This window comes from Leucobacter japonicus (assembly GCF_001273855.1).
In the GTDB taxonomy this organism is placed as follows: Bacteria; Actinomycetota; Actinomycetes; order Actinomycetales; family Microbacteriaceae; genus Leucobacter; species Leucobacter japonicus.
The window spans coordinates 293,270-310,456 of record NZ_JHBX01000142.1; the positions used below are offsets into that span (position 1 = coordinate 293,270).

General features: G+C 63.1%; 13 protein-coding genes. 9 read left to right on the forward strand and 4 right to left on the reverse strand.

Annotation, left to right across the window (positions count from 1 at the left end; all coding sequences use genetic code 11):
- Positions 1–6: 6 nt before the first annotated feature.
- Positions 7–279, forward strand: coding sequence for a DUF3039 domain-containing protein (locus tag AMS67_RS15555; RefSeq protein ID WP_053353311.1), 273 nt, complete (start codon positions 7–9; stop codon positions 277–279).
- Positions 280–354: 75 nt separating this feature from the next.
- On the opposite strand, the gene AMS67_RS15560 is transcribed toward AMS67_RS15555, so the two are convergent.
- From AMS67_RS15560 to imuA', 4 genes are read right to left on the reverse strand one after another with little or no spacing between them, the layout of a single operon-like run.
- Positions 355–1,671: a nicotinate phosphoribosyltransferase gene (locus AMS67_RS15560; protein WP_075201477.1), complete on the reverse strand. Its 1,317-nt coding sequence runs from the start codon at positions 1,669–1,671 to the stop codon at positions 355–357.
- Positions 1,672–1,713: 42 nt separating this feature from the next.
- Positions 1,714–5,253 (reverse strand): error-prone DNA polymerase, encoded by a 3,540-nt coding sequence (locus AMS67_RS15565; protein ID WP_053388161.1) that lies wholly within the window; start codon positions 5,251–5,253, stop codon positions 1,714–1,716.
- A 47-nt stretch (positions 5,254–5,300) separates the two neighbouring features.
- Entirely contained in the window at positions 5,301–6,893 is a 1,593-nt protein-coding gene (locus AMS67_RS15570) for a DNA polymerase Y family protein (protein WP_053388162.1), read from the reverse strand.
- Entirely contained in the window at positions 6,890–7,540 is a 651-nt protein-coding gene (imuA', locus tag AMS67_RS15575) for a DnaE2-dependent mutagenesis accessory factor ImuA' (RefSeq protein ID WP_053388344.1), read from the reverse strand. Before imuA' ends, AMS67_RS15570 begins: the two co-directional genes overlap by 4 nt.
- A 110-nt stretch (positions 7,541–7,650) precedes the next feature.
- Between imuA' and AMS67_RS15580 the strand changes: the two genes are divergently transcribed.
- The 8 genes from AMS67_RS15580 (at position 7,651) to AMS67_RS16990 (ending at position 17,064) form a co-directional block, all read left to right on the forward strand.
- The gene (locus AMS67_RS15580; protein ID WP_053353613.1) at positions 7,651–7,974 is read left to right on the forward strand and encodes a DUF2469 domain-containing protein; all 324 of its coding nucleotides are present in this window, start codon (positions 7,651–7,653) and stop codon (positions 7,972–7,974) included.
- A gap of 132 nt (positions 7,975–8,106) precedes the next feature.
- Entirely contained in the window at positions 8,107–8,523 is a 417-nt protein-coding gene (locus tag AMS67_RS15585; RefSeq protein WP_075201440.1) for a YraN family protein, read from the forward strand.
- Positions 8,520–10,067: a YifB family Mg chelatase-like AAA ATPase gene (locus AMS67_RS15590; protein WP_075201441.1), complete on the forward strand. Its 1,548-nt coding sequence runs from the start codon at positions 8,520–8,522 to the stop codon at positions 10,065–10,067. The genes AMS67_RS15585 and AMS67_RS15590 overlap by 4 nt, the downstream gene beginning before the upstream one ends.
- Positions 10,064–10,897 (forward strand): DNA-processing protein DprA, encoded by an 834-nt coding sequence (locus AMS67_RS15595; RefSeq protein WP_053388163.1) that lies wholly within the window; start codon positions 10,064–10,066, stop codon positions 10,895–10,897. The genes AMS67_RS15590 and AMS67_RS15595 overlap by 4 nt, the downstream gene beginning before the upstream one ends.
- Positions 10,876–12,324: a recombinase family protein gene (locus AMS67_RS16985; protein ID WP_075201442.1), complete on the forward strand. Its 1,449-nt coding sequence runs from the start codon at positions 10,876–10,878 to the stop codon at positions 12,322–12,324. The genes AMS67_RS15595 and AMS67_RS16985 overlap by 22 nt, the downstream gene beginning before the upstream one ends.
- 731 nt (positions 12,325–13,055) lie before the next feature.
- The gene (locus tag AMS67_RS17480) at positions 13,056–13,682 is read left to right on the forward strand and encodes a hypothetical protein (protein WP_156316700.1); all 627 of its coding nucleotides are present in this window, start codon (positions 13,056–13,058) and stop codon (positions 13,680–13,682) included.
- Positions 13,683–13,970: 288 nt separating this feature from the next.
- Entirely contained in the window at positions 13,971–14,507 is a 537-nt protein-coding gene (locus tag AMS67_RS17485; RefSeq protein WP_156316701.1) for a hypothetical protein, read from the forward strand.
- Between the two features lie 142 nt (positions 14,508–14,649).
- Positions 14,650–17,064 carry an AAA family ATPase gene (locus AMS67_RS16990; RefSeq protein WP_075201443.1) on the forward strand — a complete coding sequence of 805 codons (2,415 nt, stop codon included), beginning with the start codon at positions 14,650–14,652 and terminating at the stop codon, positions 17,062–17,064.
- Positions 17,065–17,187 lie beyond the last annotated feature (123 nt).

The following is a 17,187-nucleotide window of genomic DNA, read 5'->3' on the forward strand; positions in this document are numbered from 1 at the left end:
GAGCGCATGGGTATCTTTACGCGTAACGACTCATCCCCGGCAGGCGGCACTGATGTGCTCGATCGCGAGCTCGAGAAGCTGCTCGAAGACGCGCAGATCGAAGACGGTGATCACGAGCGGTTCTCGCATTACGTCCCCAAAGACAAGATCCTCGAATCAGCGGTGACCGGCAAAGCGGTGCGTGCCCTCTGCGGCAAGAAGTGGACCCCGTCACGCGACCCCGAGAAGTTCCCCGTCTGCCCCGACTGCAAGAAAGTCTTCGAACGCATGAAGAAGTAGCGTCGATGCGTACATGAGTGTGGCCTCCGTTTCCCGGTTTCGGGGAACGGAGGCCACACTCATCTGCGGTGCCGACTAGCGGTACTCGGTCGGAATTGCAGGATCGCCCCGCGTGAGGCTCATGGCCACCGGGGGCAGCTCGGCGAGTCGCGCCTGGTGCCGTTCGCGCGCGGCAACGATGCCGGCGTGGCCGGTGTGGCCCGGGGTCAGTTCACCGGCGACGACGAGGGGTTCGAGCACGGCGCGGCCATCGACGTCAGTGCCTTCCACGACACCTCCCGGTCCGTCGCCGAGCAGGATGCGCTCGGCGGTTGCGATTCCCGCCGCGTTGTGCGCGCGTCGAACGCTCTTGCGGCCCCCGACAGATGCCTTATCGGCCGATTTCTTCGCAACCGCGACCCACTCGCCCGAGGCGTCCTCATGCGCGACGAGCTTGTACACCATGCCCATTGTCGGTGTGCCGGAGCCGACGACAACGGAGGTGCCGACGCCGAAACTGTCGACGGGGGAGGCAGCGAGTGCGGCGACGGTGTGCTCGTCGAGATCGTTCGTGACGGTGATGCGGGTGCGCGTCGCGCCGAGCTCGTCGAGCAGGCGGCGGACGTGAGCGACGACGATCGGCAGATCGCCGGAGTCGATGCGCACGGCTCCGAGTTCTGGGCCCGCGACCTCGACGGCGGTGCGCACCCCCTGATCGATGTCGTAGGTGTCGACGAGCAGCGTCGTGCCGACGCCGAGCGCATCGACCTGCGCCTGGAAGGCGGCGCGTTCGCTCTCGTGCAGCAGGGTGAAGCTGTGCGCGGCGGTGCCCATCGTCGGAATTCCGTAGGTGCGCCCGGCCTCGAGATTCGATGTCGCGGTGAAGCCGGCGATGTAGGCGGCGCGGGCTGCGGCAACGGCACTGCGCTCGCCGGTGCGTCGGGAGCCCATCTCGGCGAGCGGTTTGCCGCCTGCGGCGTGGCTCATTCGTGACGCTGCGGTTGCGACGGCCGAGTCAGAGTTGAGCATGCTGAGTGCGAGGGTTTCGAGCAGCACTCCTTCGGCGAATGTGGATTCGACGGTGATGAGCGGAGACCCCGGGAAGAACACTTCGCCCTCGGGGTACCCCCAGATGTTGCCGCTGAAGCGGAAGTCAGCGAGCCAGTCCAGCGTCGGCGCGCTGACGACGTTCTGCTCGCGCAGGAAGTCGAGTTCGGCATCGGTGAACCTGAACTGCTCGATGGCTTCGAGCAGCCGGCCGGTGCCGGCGACGACGCCGTAGCGTCGCGCGCCCGAGAGTCGCCTTGCGAACAGTTCGAAGACGCTGCGGCGATGTGCGGTGCCCGCTTGCAGGGCGGCATCGACCATGGTCAATTCGTAGTGGTCAGTGAGCAGAGCCGTCGAGGTGTGCACGTCGCCAGCATACCGGTGCCCGCCCGGGGCGGTGGAGCGCACTCACCGGAAATCCCGGGAGGCCACGCCGACCGGTGCGGCGAGCGGCTCGAACGTCTGCGCGATCACATTCACCACGCCCTCGGGCGAGCGCTCGAGCACCCCGCGGATGATGAGTGCGGGGGAGGAACGCGCGACCAGCCGGTTGCGCGCCCAGACCTGGGCCCACGTCACGATGTTCACGGTGCCCGATTCGTCTTCGAGCGTCAAAAACGTAATACCGCTCGCCGTACCCGGGCGCTGCCGGTGCGTGACGAGGCCGGCGACTTCGACGACGCTGCCGGGAGGTGCGTGCTTGGCGCGGTCGGATCGAGTGACTCCGCGGGCGTCGAGGCCGTCGCGCAGCAGTGCGAGCGGGTGGGTGCCCGTGGCGACCCCGGTGGTCCACAGGTCGAGTGCGGTCTGCTCCGCCGTGCTGAGCACCGGCAGCAGCGGGGGCTGCACGTGTACGGCGATACCCGGGAGAAAGCGCTCGCGGTTGTCGGCTGCGGGGGCTGCGGCCCAGAGCGCCTCGCGGCGTTCGAGCCCCAGCCCGTCGCACGCTCCGGCGGCGGCGAGCGCCTCGAGACGCGTGCGATCGAGGTCTGCGCGGCGGGCGAGGTCGGCGAGATCGGTGAAGGGAGCGCGGGCACGTGCGCGCGCGATGCGCTCAGCCGTTTCGAGCTCGATGCCGCGGATCTCGGTGAGGCCGAGACGCACGGCGAACGCCCCGTCGCGGCGATGCAGTGCGCTGGTATCGGGCGCATCGCGGTCGAACGGGCCGGGAGCAGGGTGGTGCGCTGCCACGCACTCGTCAGACCCGGTCGGCGCACGGCGATCCTGCTCATCGTCGATGGTCGACCCGCGCGGCGCGATCGGGTGAAGCGGTTCGAGGCCCGAGAGCGCCCCCGAGTGCTGCACGTCGGGCGGGCGCACTTCGACGCCGTGCCTGCGGGCGTCTTCGACGAGTGAGCGTGCCGAGTAGAACCCCATGGGTTGCGCCCGCAGCAGGCCTGCGAGAAACGCGCCCGGGTAGTGCAGTTTGCACCAGGAGCTCACATAGACGATCAGCGCGAAGCTGATCGAGTGGCTTTCGGCGAACCCGAACCCGGCGAACGCCTCGATCTGCTCGTACATCCGTGTCGCCTCGTCACCCTCGATGCCGTTGCGAGCCATCCCCTCGAACAGCTTGTGCTTGAGGCTGTCGATGCGCTCGAGCCCGCGCTTGGAGCCCATGGAGCGGCGCAGCAGATCGGCGTCTTCACCGCTGCATCCACCGACGGTCATTGCCATCTGCATGAGCTGCTCCTGGAAGAGCGGCACCCCGAGCGTGCGTTCGAGCACCGGGACGAGTTTCGGGTGGGGGTAGGCGACTTCTTCTTGCCCGTTCTTGCGGCGCAGATAGGGGTGCACCGCCCCGCCTTGGATCGGCCCGGGGCGAATGAGGGCGATCTCGATGACGAGGTCGTAGAACTCTCGGGGCAGCAGGCGCGGCAGCGTGTTCAGCTGAGCGCGACTTTCGACCTGGAACACCCCGATCGCGTCGGCGCGGCAGAGCATGTCGTACACGCCGGCTTCTTCTCTCGGCACGGTGTCGAACGTCCACTGCTCGCCGGTCGAGGCGGCGATGAGATCGAAGGTGTGGCGCAGTGCGCTGAGGATGCCGAGGCCGAGCATGTCGAACTTGACGAGCCCCATGGTCTCGCAGCCTTCTTTGTCCCACTGCAGCACGGTGCGATGCTCCATGCGCGCGTGCTCGATGGGGCAGACCTCGCCCACGGGGCGCTCTGTGAGCACCATGCCGCCGGAGTGGATGCCGAGGTGTCGTGGAGCTTTCTGGAAAGCCTGCGCGAGGCGTTGCACGGCGAGAGGAATCGGGCTCTCGGGGTCTTCGGTGATGGTGCGACTGCGCTCGAGCCCGCGCGTCCAGGCGCGCTGCTGGCCCGCGCTGTATCCGAGGGCTTTCGCCGCATCGCGGATCGCCGCCTTCGGCTGGTAGGTGATGACGTTCGCCACCTGGGCGGCGTTGCGTCTGCCGTATCGCTCGTACACGTACTGGATGATCTCTTCGCGGCGTTCGGAATCGAAGTCGACGTCGATGTCGGGCTCTTCGTCACGCAGACTCGAGAGGAAGCGTTCGAACGGAAGATTGTAGAAGATCGAGTCGACCGAGGTGATGCCGAGCACGTAGCAGACAGCGGAGTTCGCGGCCGACCCACGGCCCTGGCAGAGGATGTCGCGATCGCGCGCCTCGCGCACGAGGTCGTGAACGATGAGGAAGTACCCGGGAAAGTCTTTCTGCTCGATGACTTCGAGCTCGCGTTCGATGCGTGTGCGGTGGTCGTGCGGCATGTCGGTGCCGTAGCGCTGCGCGGCGCCTGCCCATACGAGTGCGCGCAGCCAGGACATCTGGGTCTGGCCCTCGGGGACGTCAAGCTTCGGGAGCTTCGGCTTCGCGGCGCGCAGGGGGAACGCGAGTTCGCGCGCGAGTGGCACTGTGCGCGCGACGGCATCTGGGAAGCGCGAGAACCTGCGCAGCATCGCGGCTCCGCTGCGGAGATGGGCGGTGCCCGACGCGGGGAGGTGTGAGTCGAGCTCTGCGAGGCTGCGGCGTGCGCGCACCGCGGCCATGGATTCGGCGAGCGGCGCGTGTGCAGCTGTCGCGTAGTGGACGTTGCCCGTGACGAGCGTGGGGAGTCCGTGCTCGGTCGCGAGCGCTGCAAGGCGCTCGTTGCGCAGGTCGTCTTCGGGGCGGCCATGGTGGGAGAGCTCCACGTGCACGTTGTCGTGCCCGAATAGGGCGGTCAGGTGGTCGAGTTCCGCGCGTGCGCGCGCCTCGGCGTCGGATCGGTTCGCAGCGGTGCTGAGTGCGCGACGCACGGCTCCTTTGCGGCAGCCGGTCAGGATCGCCCATTCTCCGCCTCCCGCGGCGCCGAGGGCTTCGAGGTCGTAGACCGGGCGCCCCTTCTCGCCTCCGCCCAGCTGCGCCTCGGTGATCGCTGCGGCGAGGCGGTGATATCCGGCTGCTCCTCGCGCGAGCACGAGGAGATGCGTGCCCTGTGGGTCCGCTGCACCGAGTTGCGGCGCGTCGAGAGCGAGCGAGAGTTCTGCGCCGTAGACGGTGAGTGGTGATGCCGAAGGCGATGCTGAGGGTGCGTTCGCGTCGCCAGCATCTGAGGCTGCGACCTCGGCCGATGTCGTGCGGCGCCGAGCGGCGAGTTCTGCCGCTTCCGCGAATGCGGCGGCGCCGTAGAAGCCATCGTGGTCGGTAAGTGCGATCGCCTCCAACCCGAGGCGGGCGGCCTCGCTCATGAGCGCCTCAGGTGAAGAGGAACCGTCGAGAAAGCTGAAGTGGGAATGGACGTGCAGCTCGGCGTACGGGACGTGCGGTGCGGGCGCTGGCGCAGCGGGGTCGTGCGGGTGGGGTGCCGCAGCGCGGTGATGGGCCGGGCCGATGCGGTCGGATGCTTCCGGCGTTCCGGAAACGGGGGGAGTCTCGGGAGCTCGCCCGGAAAGCCGCCGTTCGAATTCGCTCCAGGGGAGCTCTGAGTTGTTCCAACGCACGGGATCCTCCGATCTGCGAGTGTGCGCACCGGTCGATGCGCTGGGGTTCAGTCATAGCGGCCCTCGGCAGTCCACCTCCCGTGAGCGAAGAGCAGGAGCCAGGCGTCTCCGGTGATGAGCTGCACTTGGAGTCGAAAACGCTCGGGGACGCCATCCCACCACCGTTCCCGAATCACCCAGGGCGGCGACCACCCCGAGATATCCACGTCGTGCACCGACCCGTCGACATGCAACCGTGCGGGAGATGCGGTGAGGAGCTCATCGGCATCGACCGCGACTGCTTTCCCATCGGTGTCGCGGAGTTCTGCCGGGGGAGGAATCGGAAACACGCGACTGGGGGTGGGGCCGAGGAGTGCGCCGGGCCAGGGGCCCGATGCGAGTGCGCGAGCCCGTTGCGACTCGACTCGCGCCGTGCTCCACGGCACAAACCGTTGTCGATCGTTGAGCAGCCGCCCGCCGGTGAGCGCGACCGTGCCGACCCCGGTATGTCCGAGGCGGCTTTGCGCGCGACTCAGATGATGGTGCACGCGCTCATCGGGTTCGGTGCTCCACAGGGCTGGCTCGTGTGCGGCGATGCGATCGGTGTGCACCGGGGTGATGCGCACCTGCACCACGCCGGCTCCGCTGCGTTCGGTCTCTCGGGCGGTAGATGCGGCTTGCCAGCGGATGCGACCGAGCGCGTCGACCGCGGTGAAGTGGCGCGGATGCGCCCATTCCCGTTCGTGCCGGGCGCCGATATCGTCGGTGAGTTCGATGCGCAGGGCGGTGCAGACGAGGCGCTCGGCCGTGAGCCCGCTGATGAAGCGCTCCGCGAGAGCACTGCACGCGAACGCGAGTTGCTCGGCGGTGTCGATCGGGGTGTCGAATTCGAGCGCGACCGCCAGTTCACGCACCGGGGCTCGCGGGAGCACTTCGGCGCCCTTGCTCACCCCGGCTGCGGTCGCGCGGCGGTGGGCAGCGAGTCCGTTGGGGCCGAATCGCTGCCGCACGGCTTCCTCGGGAAGCGCCGCAAGTGCGCCGAGCGTGCGAATGCCGAGGCCGTGCATCGTTTCTGCGAGCGCGGCATCCATCGCGCGTGCGACGGGGAGCGGCGAGACGAATGCCGCCGATGCTCCCGGCGCGACGATGCGCAGCCCGCCAGCCGGCGCGGCGACACCGGGGTCTGATGCCGCTGCGCGCGCCACCTGCTCAGCGGCGAATCGTCCGTCGGCGATCCCGACCCTCGCCTCGCCGAGACCCAGTCGCGCGGCGAGCGCCAACACCGCGAGCCCTGCCGGCTCCTCGCCGCCGTAGTACCGGGCGGGCCCTCGTGCGCGTATCGCGCAGAGCCCGGGGCGCACGACTTCGATGCCGGGAATCAGCTGTTCGAGCTGAGCAGCGACGGGGGCGAACCGTCGCTCGTCCGTGGCAGGATCGTGGGGGTAGACGGCGAGATCCGGGCAGCGGCTCTGCGCCTCGCGCTCCCGCAACCCGACGCGTACTCCCTCTCTGCGTGCCGCCTGCGTGCACGCGACCACGATGCGATTGGCGATCAACGCGAGTGGCTCGGTAAGGGAGAGATCGTCTGCGCCGTCATCGCGCAGCAGCGCGTGCACGGGCCAATCCGGTACCCAGAACATGAGGGTGCGATCCGCGTTCATGATGCGACCAGGTGCCTGAGCGGGGCGATACCGGGGTCTGCGATGGCGCCATCTCGGAATCTGAGCGTGTGGCTGCGCGTGCCGCGGCGATCCTGCGTCTGCACGGTCAGCTCGCGGTCCGTGAGCATGCCGTACCCGTGCCCCAGCCCGTCCCAGCGGGAACAGGAGACCCGCAGCGTGGACTCGGGGCGCGGCCAGTCACCGGTCACGACCAATGCGGCGTCGTGCTCTCTCAGGCGTGCAGAGATGCGCTCCGACTCGCTGGCGCTCGGCGGCGTGGTCGGTGCCAGCAGCACCACGGTCAGCACTTCGGCCAGGGCTCCGGTGAGCCCGATCGCATCGGTGCCCGGCTCGGGGATGATGACGCACCGATCGAGTGCGATTCCCAGGGCAACTGCTGCCTCGGCGCCGAACGCCGTGTCGCCGATGATGCCGCACCACGCACCCGAAGCGGAAGCCTCTGCGAGCAGTGCCAGTGCGAGCTGCCGAGACCCGTGCACCGCATAGCTCGCCCCCATGCGCAGTGAGCCACCGGGGAGCAACGGCCGTAATCCGGCCGCAGTCGGAATCGTGCGCGCGTCGAGTCGCATCGGCTGCATCTCGGAGATGCGCTGCTGCAGCGAGCGGACGGTCACGGGGGAGTTCATGCAGGTATATTCGAACATATGTTCGAATAAGTCAATCTCGATGGCCTGGGCGCGTCGCAGCCGGGAGTCGTTCAGAGCCATGCTTCTGAGGCAGCGGTAGGATGGGGGCGATGAACGAAGACGAGCTAGACGATTACGAGCGCGAAGCCGAGCTGTCGCTGTTCCGCGAGTACCGCGATATCGCGAGCCAGTTCCGCTACGTCGTCGAGACCGAGCGGCGGTTCTACCTCGCCAACGAGGTCGACCTCAAGCGGCAAGATGCGGGGAACGACTTCTACTTCGAACTCGCCATGACTGACGTGTGGGTCTGGGATGTGTACCGTGCCGACCGGTTCGTGAAATCGGTGCGTGTGCTGACCTTCAAAGACGTGAATGTCGAAGAGCTTTCGGCGCGTGAGTTCTCCCTGCCGCAGGAGCTCGCGCTCGACGAGTGATCGCATATCTGCTCCGGTGACTCGTCCCCGGCGCAGGCATCGTATGTGAACCGGGGTCTTCTCCACAGATCCGACTGATCCCTCCGTGCGGCGTCGCTCCAGCGAGCATGCTGGTGCGCCAGGAGGTGCATCATGACGCACACGGCAGCAACGCACACAGCCCAGGAAGACGATTGGTCACCCGGAGTTCAGCAACCGCACAACCAGGCGCTCGGCGCGCACGGCGAATCGCTCGCGGCGGCGTACCTGGAAGCGCTCGGGTATCGAATCCTCGCACGTAATTGGCGCAACCGGTCGGGTGAACTCGACCTCGTCGCGCGAGACGGCGAGACGGTGGTCGCGATCGAGGTGAAAACCCGCAGCGGCACCGGGTACGGCAGCCCCTTTGCGGCGATCACGGCGCAGAAGGCATCACGCATTCGGCGACTCCTGCTCGATTGGGTGCGCGGCTACGCCCTTCGGGGTGCCGAGCTGCGCATCGACGCGATCGCCATCACGATGCGTGCGAATGCGGAGCCGCGCATCGAACACCTGCGGGGAATCGCGTGAGCGGCGTGGTGTGCCGGGCGGCCTCCATCGCGCTGACCGGACTGCAAGGCACCGCAGTGATGGTCGAATCGGCCGTCTCGCAGCAGTTGCCCGGAATCGCCATCATCGGTCTTCCCGATGCCGCGCTCGCCGAAGCAAAACTGCGGGTGCGCACCGCCACCGCTCAGGTGGGCCTTCCGCTCTCGGATCGGTTTCACACCATTAACCTCAGCCCAGCGTCTCTGCCCAAGCACGGCTCCGGATTCGACCTGGCCATCGCGCTCGCCGCGCTCGCCGCCTCGCGACACCTGCCCGCTGAGGGGTTGGCGACCACGGCTCACCTGGGCGAGTTGGCGCTTGACGGGGAGCTGCGTCGGCCCGCCGGCCTCCTGTCGCTCGTCGCGGCCGCGCGGACTCTCGGATTCGCTCGGGTCATGGTTCCCGAGGCCTGCGGCGGTGAGGCAGCGCTGGTGCCCGGCATCGAAGTGATCGCGGTTCCTGACCTCTCCAGCGCGGTCGCGTGGTACCGCGGCGAACACAACCGGGGTCGCATCGTGCAGCCCGGCCTGGGCCGCGATGCGGTGCATGCTTGCGTTCCTGAAGCGGACATGGTCGACGTGGTCGGTCAGCCCGAAGCTGTTGAAGCGATGGTCATTGCCGCAGCTGGGAAGCACCACGTGTCGTTGCTCGGCCCTCCGGGTGCGGGGAAGACGCTGCTCGCCACTCGGCTGCCATCGTTGCTGCCGGAGCTCGACGATGATTCGGCGCTCGAAGCCAGCAGCATCGCCTCGCTCGGCGGAAACGCACTGGCAGGGCTCGTACGCCGCCCACCATTCGAGAGCCCGCACCACACGGCCTCCGCGGCGTCGATCATCGGCGGCGGCCAAGGGATCGAGGTGCGCCCGGGCGCAATCACTCGCGCCTGCCACGGGGTCCTCTTCCTCGACGAGGCTCCCGAATTCCCCCGCACAGTGCTCGACGCTCTCAGGCAGCCGTTGGAAACCGGGCGCATCGAGATCCATCGTTCCCGCATCCGCACCGAGTTGCCCGCGCGAGTGCAACTCGTCATCGCAGCGAATCCCTGTCCCTGTGGAAACGCCGGATCGGCGGAAACCGCGTTGAGCTGCCGGTGCAGCCCACGCGTCAGGGTCGCGTATCAGCAGCGCATCTCGGGTCCGCTCAGCGACCGCATCGACCTGCGGCTCACACTGCACCGCGTGTCGAAAGTGCTGCTCGACGACACCGAGACGGTGCGGCCCACGAGCGCGCGATTGCGCGAGCGCGTCATCGCGGCGCGCGCTGCTGCGGCGGAACGCTGGCGGGGGTCTCCGTGGACGGTGAATGCCGAGATCCCCGGGAACTGGCTGCGCAGCGAGCGGTTTCGGCTTCCGCGGGCCGACACGGCGGTGCTCGACCATGCGCTCGCCCGTGGTGGGCTCACGCTTCGGGGATACGATCGGGCGCTGCGAGTCGCCTGGACGATTGCCGATCTGGCCGAGAAAGATCGGCCTCGGCGCCCCGAAGTCGCTCAGGCGCTCGTGTTGCGCGGGGGTGACCTCGGATGACGGGGGCGCAGCTTGACCTGGGAATCGATGCGTCCATCGCCTCGATGCTCGATGCGATGGCCCCGCCGGGCGATGCACGCCCGGAATCGCACGCCACATTGTTCGCCCGTACCGTGTGGGCGCGCGTGATCGAGCCCGGTGACGCGGTAGCGGGGGCGTTGATCGGGAGCCTCGGGGCGGCACCAGCTCTCGCGCGGCTTATCAGCGGAGCGTCGCCCACCGAGCTTGCCGCAGAAGCCGCCGCGAGCGGAGCGCAGATCGATCGCCGTTCGATTGCAGCCGCGGTCAAGCGGTGGGTGCCGAGGCTCGACCGCGCTGAGAGCGTCCGCGATCTCGAGCGGGCGCGCGAGGCCGGGGTGAGTCTCGTCGCTCCGGAATCGGGCTGCTGGCCCGTGCAACTCGACGACCTCGGAGCACACGCGCCGCAGTTGCTCTGGGTCATCGGCGACACCGCGGCCCTCGTGGTGCCGTCGCTTGCGGTGGTGGGTGCACGCGCCTGCACCGGGTACGGCGCCCATGTCACCGCCGAGCTCACCGATGCGGCGTGCGCCGCCGGTGCCGCAATCGTCTCGGGAGCAGCGTATGGCGTCGATGCGATCGCTCATCGCACGGCGCTCGCCGCGGGCGCGCGGACAGTCGCGGTGCTCGCCGGGGGAGTCGACCGCGCGTACCCCAGCGCGCACGCCTCTCTGCTTGAACGCATCGCGCAGCAGGGCGCGGTCTGTTCGGAGATGATTCCCGGCGCGGCTCCGACGCGTTGGCGCTTTCTGCACCAAAAGCGGAATAATAAGTGTTTAAAGGAGATCATATGCGAGCAGCCATTTATGTAAGGCAGTCACTGTCCCATAAGGAGGGCATCGATAGGCAGCTGTCTCGTTGCACGGCAATAGCAGAGGGTCGGGAATACCAAATATTTGACCTCTATAAGGACAACGAAGTTTCGGCTTCGAAATCGCGTGCCACATCGGAATGGTCGCGACTCCTGAAAGATGCTCGCCGTGGGAAGTTCGATGTCGTGATCTCTGTAGATCTCGACCGGCTAGTGCGGTCTCAGGCTGATCTTCTAGACCTCATAGAGACTAAGGTCGCCCTGCTTACGGTAGATGGTGAACTAGATCTGACTTCTGCCGAAGGGGAATTTCGTGCGTCCATACTCGCTTCACTCGCCCGCTTTGAGGTAAAGAGGAAAAGTGAGAGGCAGAAACGAGCTAACGCGTACCGGGTGGAACAAGGACTGCCCTCGGCTGGTAAGCGTAGATACGGTTACTACCCGGGGAATCTCAAGGTCAGGGAAGATGAAGCCGCGATATTGCGCGGAATCTACTCAGGGCTTCTTGACGGAAAATCTCTCCGTTCAATGGCTGCTGATCTCACCCGAAGGGGCGTACCTTTTCGAGACAAGGTTGTTCAGTGGTACCCCGTTCGCCTCAGGGATATGATGAACAACCCCGCTTACTACGGGTGCATTATCGTGAAAGGTAAGGCAGTTCCTTCAGAACATGTCGAGCCGTTGATAGGTAAAGACGTTTGGGAAAACGCGCAAGCAATCCTTAATGATCCGTCTCGAAAGACTAATCCAGGGGCCCCCAGAAAACACTTGCTATCAGGAATCATGGTATGCGGAATCTGCGGTTCCAAGATGAGATTCACCAATGGTTCGTACTATTGCAAGACGCCCATAGCCGGTCATCCCGTCATCAAGGGGAGCGCGGCAGAAGCCTTGGTGATTGATGAGGTCGCGCTTGCCTATCTTATGGGACCTGCAGAACCGCTACGTGTTCAAGAAGGCGATGATCCGCGACCACTTCAAGAGGCGCTGGCGGAGGTCGAGGCGGAAGGTGGTCGAATAATGGATGATCGCCGGGAGGGGCGAGCGAGCCCTGATAATGCACGTAGGTCGCTTCTCATGCTCAAAGAACGTAGAGAGTCTATAGAAAGCGAACTCTCGCGGATCAGGGCTTCTTCTGGGGCGATGCACGCTCTAGGAGAACTCGCTGGGCATCTGTCGCCCAAGACTCGAATAGTGTCACTCTCAGGCGGTGGTGATCCCCGAAAGGCTAGGGATATCTTCCGTGAGGAGTGGGAGCGACTCACGTATGACCAGAAGCGAGATGTGATCGGGTATCTGCTTCAGATCACTCTCTACCCGGGGAGAAAGAACCGCGAACGTATGAGGATTCATCACAAGATCGCAGTTGGCTTGAACGAGGATGAAGAACTCTCAGAGGTTGATGTGCGTGTGAGTGGGGTTTCATGAGAGTCGCAGGCTTGTCAGAAGTGACGCGCAGTGCCTAGCTGCTTGTGTTGATGCAAGGTGGTCGGGCCGGGTCGTTGCTGATGGAACCGTATGGAATATCTCTGCGGGTGTGTGCGTTGATTGGTAGCTGAACGCGCTTCCGCGGGTCGAGGCATCCGCCTCTTCGCGGTGAACGCAGTTTGGTAGTCAAGAGTGAGCAAATTGGATAGCGGCTCCATCGCAAAGGACTGTTTCCGGAACCTGAGCCGGAGATGGGGACCCGTATGGTTGTCTCTAGTTTCAGCGGGTGACCATCAGCAAGTTGCCTTGACGCGGGTCCACTCGTGAGCGACCTTCGGCAAATCCTGGAGGAAACGCGGTGGAAGAGTGAGCCGCCGACGCTTCGTGATGATCAGAGCGAGGTGCTTCGTGAGCTTCGCTCTTGGGGTTATTCCGGCTTTGAGTGGGCGGATCTACCTACACCAGAAGAGATGCTCCGCATCTGGTGCTGGCACATTGTCGACCGCATCTGGGAGGTTGACTGCAGCTCTTCGCGTGAGCGTCTCGCGTATGCGCGGAAGGTGGTTCGAGAAGCACTTGATGGCAGAGGCGTCACGTTTCCCAATGGTAGATGGGAGACCATCCGACGCGGTGTTCTGAAGGGGAGATCCTATAGGCAGCTCGATCTTTTGGGCGGCTACAGATACGTGTGGGCCAATGATGGGGGCTTGGACCTTTCCCGAAGGAGAGGCGTGGGGCAGTACACCTGGGCTGAGCGGGCGATGGTGACCCTAATGGAAGATGCCCTGGAACCTGAATTGGCCCGGCGGCGACAAGCCGGCGAAAAAAGATTGCGGGCAGCAAGGAAACAATCTCAGCGCGACGCTGACAAGCTTCAACCGTCGCAATCACTTGCTCTTAAGATCGATGAATTTCACCTAGCAAAGTCTGAACGGGCGAGGGCGTTCATTGCAGGCCAGATTGTCTACTCACGCGCTCTAACTGCACTCGGTGCCCATTGGGGTGAAGCGGGAAGAGTTCTTGGCTCAGATGGCCTGCTGGAGGCTCTTAGGAATGATTGTGTGGCGCGAGAGTACCTTGAGCTAGCGGTGGACGTGCATTCATCTCTCAGTGCGGCTTTGCGGGATTGGAATGTCGAGGAGTGGGAACTCTCGCGTATGCGCGCATCTGCTGGTGGCAGAAATTCGAGTTCTCGCAAAATTGACCTTGCAGCGTATGTCTCTTGGAAGGTGAATCAACCTGAGGATATTTCACGATCTGAAGAGGCGAGGCTATTGAAAATTGGTACTGCCACGGTCAGTCGGTATCGAGCTGAGATGCACGCTGAAGTTGAGCGCCTCTCCCGCGACACGTTCTAATCCTTAGGTGTATCAGTAGCTATACATCCACATAGAGAAAGTGACGCGAACCGAATGACCATGTTCAAGAAATTGCTCTCGGAGATGCGCGATTCTTTAGCTCTGCATGGGGTAAAAAGTCGCGCCTGAGGTTTGGGTGCTGTCCAAGTGCGGTCGCGGATGTGACCTGTCCTTTCGCATGCTTCATTGGGGAACCCTTGAGGTGTTGCATCCCCGCTTTGGATGGTACAATAGTTAATACAAAAGTGTATGTCGACACTCAGGTATTGGTGAAGGATGGAAGGAGAAATGGCAGCCGGGCGCCCATGCTCAGTTTGTAAATCGCATAAACGTCAGACGATCGAAGACCAGGTCTTTTCAGGTGTCCGAGTTTCGCAACTTTCGCAACAGTTCGCGATTTCGTCGGACTCGATCTATCGTCATATCCGGAATCATGCAGCTCCGGAACTCCGCGAAGCGTTCCGGGCGACAGCTCGGATGAATACAGCAAGCTTGATTACGCGCGTCCTGGAGGTGGCGGACTCGGCGAAGTCAATTCGGATGAGTGCTTCATCTGAGACAGTCGCATTGAAGGCCGGAGCGGCAGAGGTCAACGTATTGATGTCGCTCGTAACGCGTCTCGGGCTATCGGATGACACCATGTTGGAGATGGCTCGTGACGCAACTGCGCTCGCCGCCGTTGTGGGAAAACTCGCTCAAGGGAATCGCGTCTTTGGTGAACGGATGGTCGAATATCTAGCCAATGAGGGTGCCGATGACATGGCGTCAATGCTCTCAGCAAAGATCGATGACTCGCCGGACCTTTGGAATCGTAGCTCCTCTTAGAACTTGACAGTGGCAATGAGCTGGAATGCAAGGACTTCTGTCGCTTCTAGGCCCTTGGCTGTAGTGTTTTTAAAAACTATGTCCAAACAATGGGAGAGCAAAGCTTTTGGTTAATGGGCAGTCTGGCACCGAGACCCTCACCATGTACTCTTTCGAGGACATCCTGAGCGAAATTGAGACGAAGAAGTCTTCAGCGAAGACTCAAGCTGGTAGTTGGGAGCGCCTTAGGGAGGTGGTTCTCGAGTTGGCCGGAGTGCCCTCATCCAGCAGAATTTGGCCCTCAGCAGATGGGAAGTGGGCCCTTGAAAAAGTCTCTATCCAAAGCTTCCGTGGTGTAACCAACGAAGAACCTCTCGTGCTTACTTTCGAGCCGACACCAGGGATCACAGTGCTTCATGGGCTAAACGGTGCAGGCAAGTCGAGCATTAGTGATGCGATCGAAGTTGCTCTTACCGGTCGCACTCCATCGTTATCGGTTGGAACCGCAGGAAAGGCCGCTCTCTGGGATCCGATACACCTATCGCAAGGAGCGGGCGGCGCCTGCGTGGAAGTGACACTCGCTTGCGCCGGACAGCGCTTAGTCCTCACTGCAACTCTTGACGAGGGTGGGAAAGTCCAGGAGCACTGGGGTGAACTCATCGTGGATGGAAGCTCAAGCCGCATCGATCTTGACTCATCGTGGCATCAGGCCCTGATTAGTCATCAACCTGTTTTTGCATATGCAACACTCGAACGCAGAGTTCAACTAAGTAAAGACCTTGCCACATACTTTGACGGTCTACTTGCTCTGGGTGGAAGCTTCGCAGTACTCCATAACACCATTACAGAGCGTGCAACAGCTTCTATGGAAGCTCACACGCGGTGGCAAACGGCAAAAGTCTCGGCGATGCGAATGATTTCTGAGATCGATACAGATTGCGCGCGTGCCAACCCAGGAATATCTCTGACTTCTATCCCTGACCCAACGCCAGGAGACGATATTGACGAGTGGCTGGAAAACGCCGGGCTTGTACAGGAAGGACAAGTAACGTCGCCTCTCCCGGCAGATAGCGGAGTGCGATTGGAGGCCGTAGCTTCTGAATGTGCCCGTGCCATTAATTCTTACGAAGAGGGAAGATCGGCGCCCGAACAAGGTCTCTCGGCAGCCCTCCAATTTTTATATCAAGAAACTAGTTCTCTTGATATTCAGAGCCGCAACTGTCCTGTCTGTTTAACTGTCAACACTGACTGGATAGACGCCCTCAGGCTGACGGTTGAAAGTGACGCCAAGTTAACCCGATTGCGTGGGGGAATGGAGGCCGCCATTCGGTCTCTAATGCAGTCGGCTAACAGTATTCTTATTCCCGCGATACACGTGGCGGAGGGTACAGCAAGTACAGATCCAATTCGGAATAGTGCTCAAGAAGCCGGTGGGCTCGTAGCCGAACTCGCTGGTGGGTTGGAGAGAGGTCTTCCATCCCAGCATGCCGTCGTTAGATCTGCCGGGAACCTTGCTAAATGGTTGTCCTCTGATGACGGTCGAGGCTTACTTCAGGACGCGATTGCTCGGACGGATGTCATAAAGCAATGGCGGCTTGCGAGAGCGCGGGCAGTAGAAGATTTCGCTGCGATTTGGCGAACGGACGGGGTACTTGCGTCCGCTTCCCTTGAATGGAAGGAAGTTGCGAAACGGGTCGACGACTTACGGAATCACCTTCGTAAGAAGCGGAGCGGGGTGCTTGAGAGCTTGGCTGGGTCTCGTATTGAGAGCTTGCTCCTGGACGCAGACTTGCACCTGAATCGCATTAGCGTGCTGTCTACGAAGGCAAACATGGAGTTGTCCGATCAGTCAGGCAATAAAGTTGAGCTCGGCATGCTCAGTGCCGGACAGCGAAATGCCGTGCTTCTTGCGCCACTGCTCGCTTCGATTGACGCGGGACCCTTCGGGTTCTTGGTGCTCGATGACCCAGTGCATGCGTTTGATGAGTTACGGATTGACCGTCTTGCGGAGTCCCTCGCTGAAATTGCGAGATCTCGACGCGTCATCGTGCTTACACATGATGAGCGGCTAAAGGAATATCTGGCGGCGAAGGCTTCAGATTGTGACACTAGGTTGGTCGAACGGTCGAACGGTGAAGGTTCCGTTAGCGTCTCGAATAGTAGTCACTTCTGGGCGGAGCTTCTGGATGATGCTGGACACATGCATGACGTCGCAAGATTGGAGGTTGGTTCGACCCATGAGATCTCTGGGACGTTGAGGGGACTCTGCCGAATGGCGATCGACAACGCGCTTCGAGTTTTCACCCTTAGGAATGCGGTCGGCTCAGCTCGAGACGCAGTGGCAGATTTGCAGTTACTCGATGAGGCGTACATAACCAGAATGCGGCTTACGTTGGCTTCGGGATTCTGGGAGGGAGACCCCTGGCGAAACCCCGTTGATAAAGCTGCTGAAGCGACGGAAAGCTACATGGACTCTTGGAATCAAGCTGTACACGGTAACCCGCCTACAAGTGACTTCACACGCGAAGAGATCGCCGCTGCTAGACGAGCATGTAGGGCTCTGGTGGGCATGGCATGACACTAAATCGCTCTGAGGCACGGATCGCGGTTGTATCTCTTCGCCAGCGAATTGAACGGATCGCTGTGCAGGGAGTTCGAGTTGCCTTCGTAGATCATCATCACGTCGTTCCGCAGACTCAAA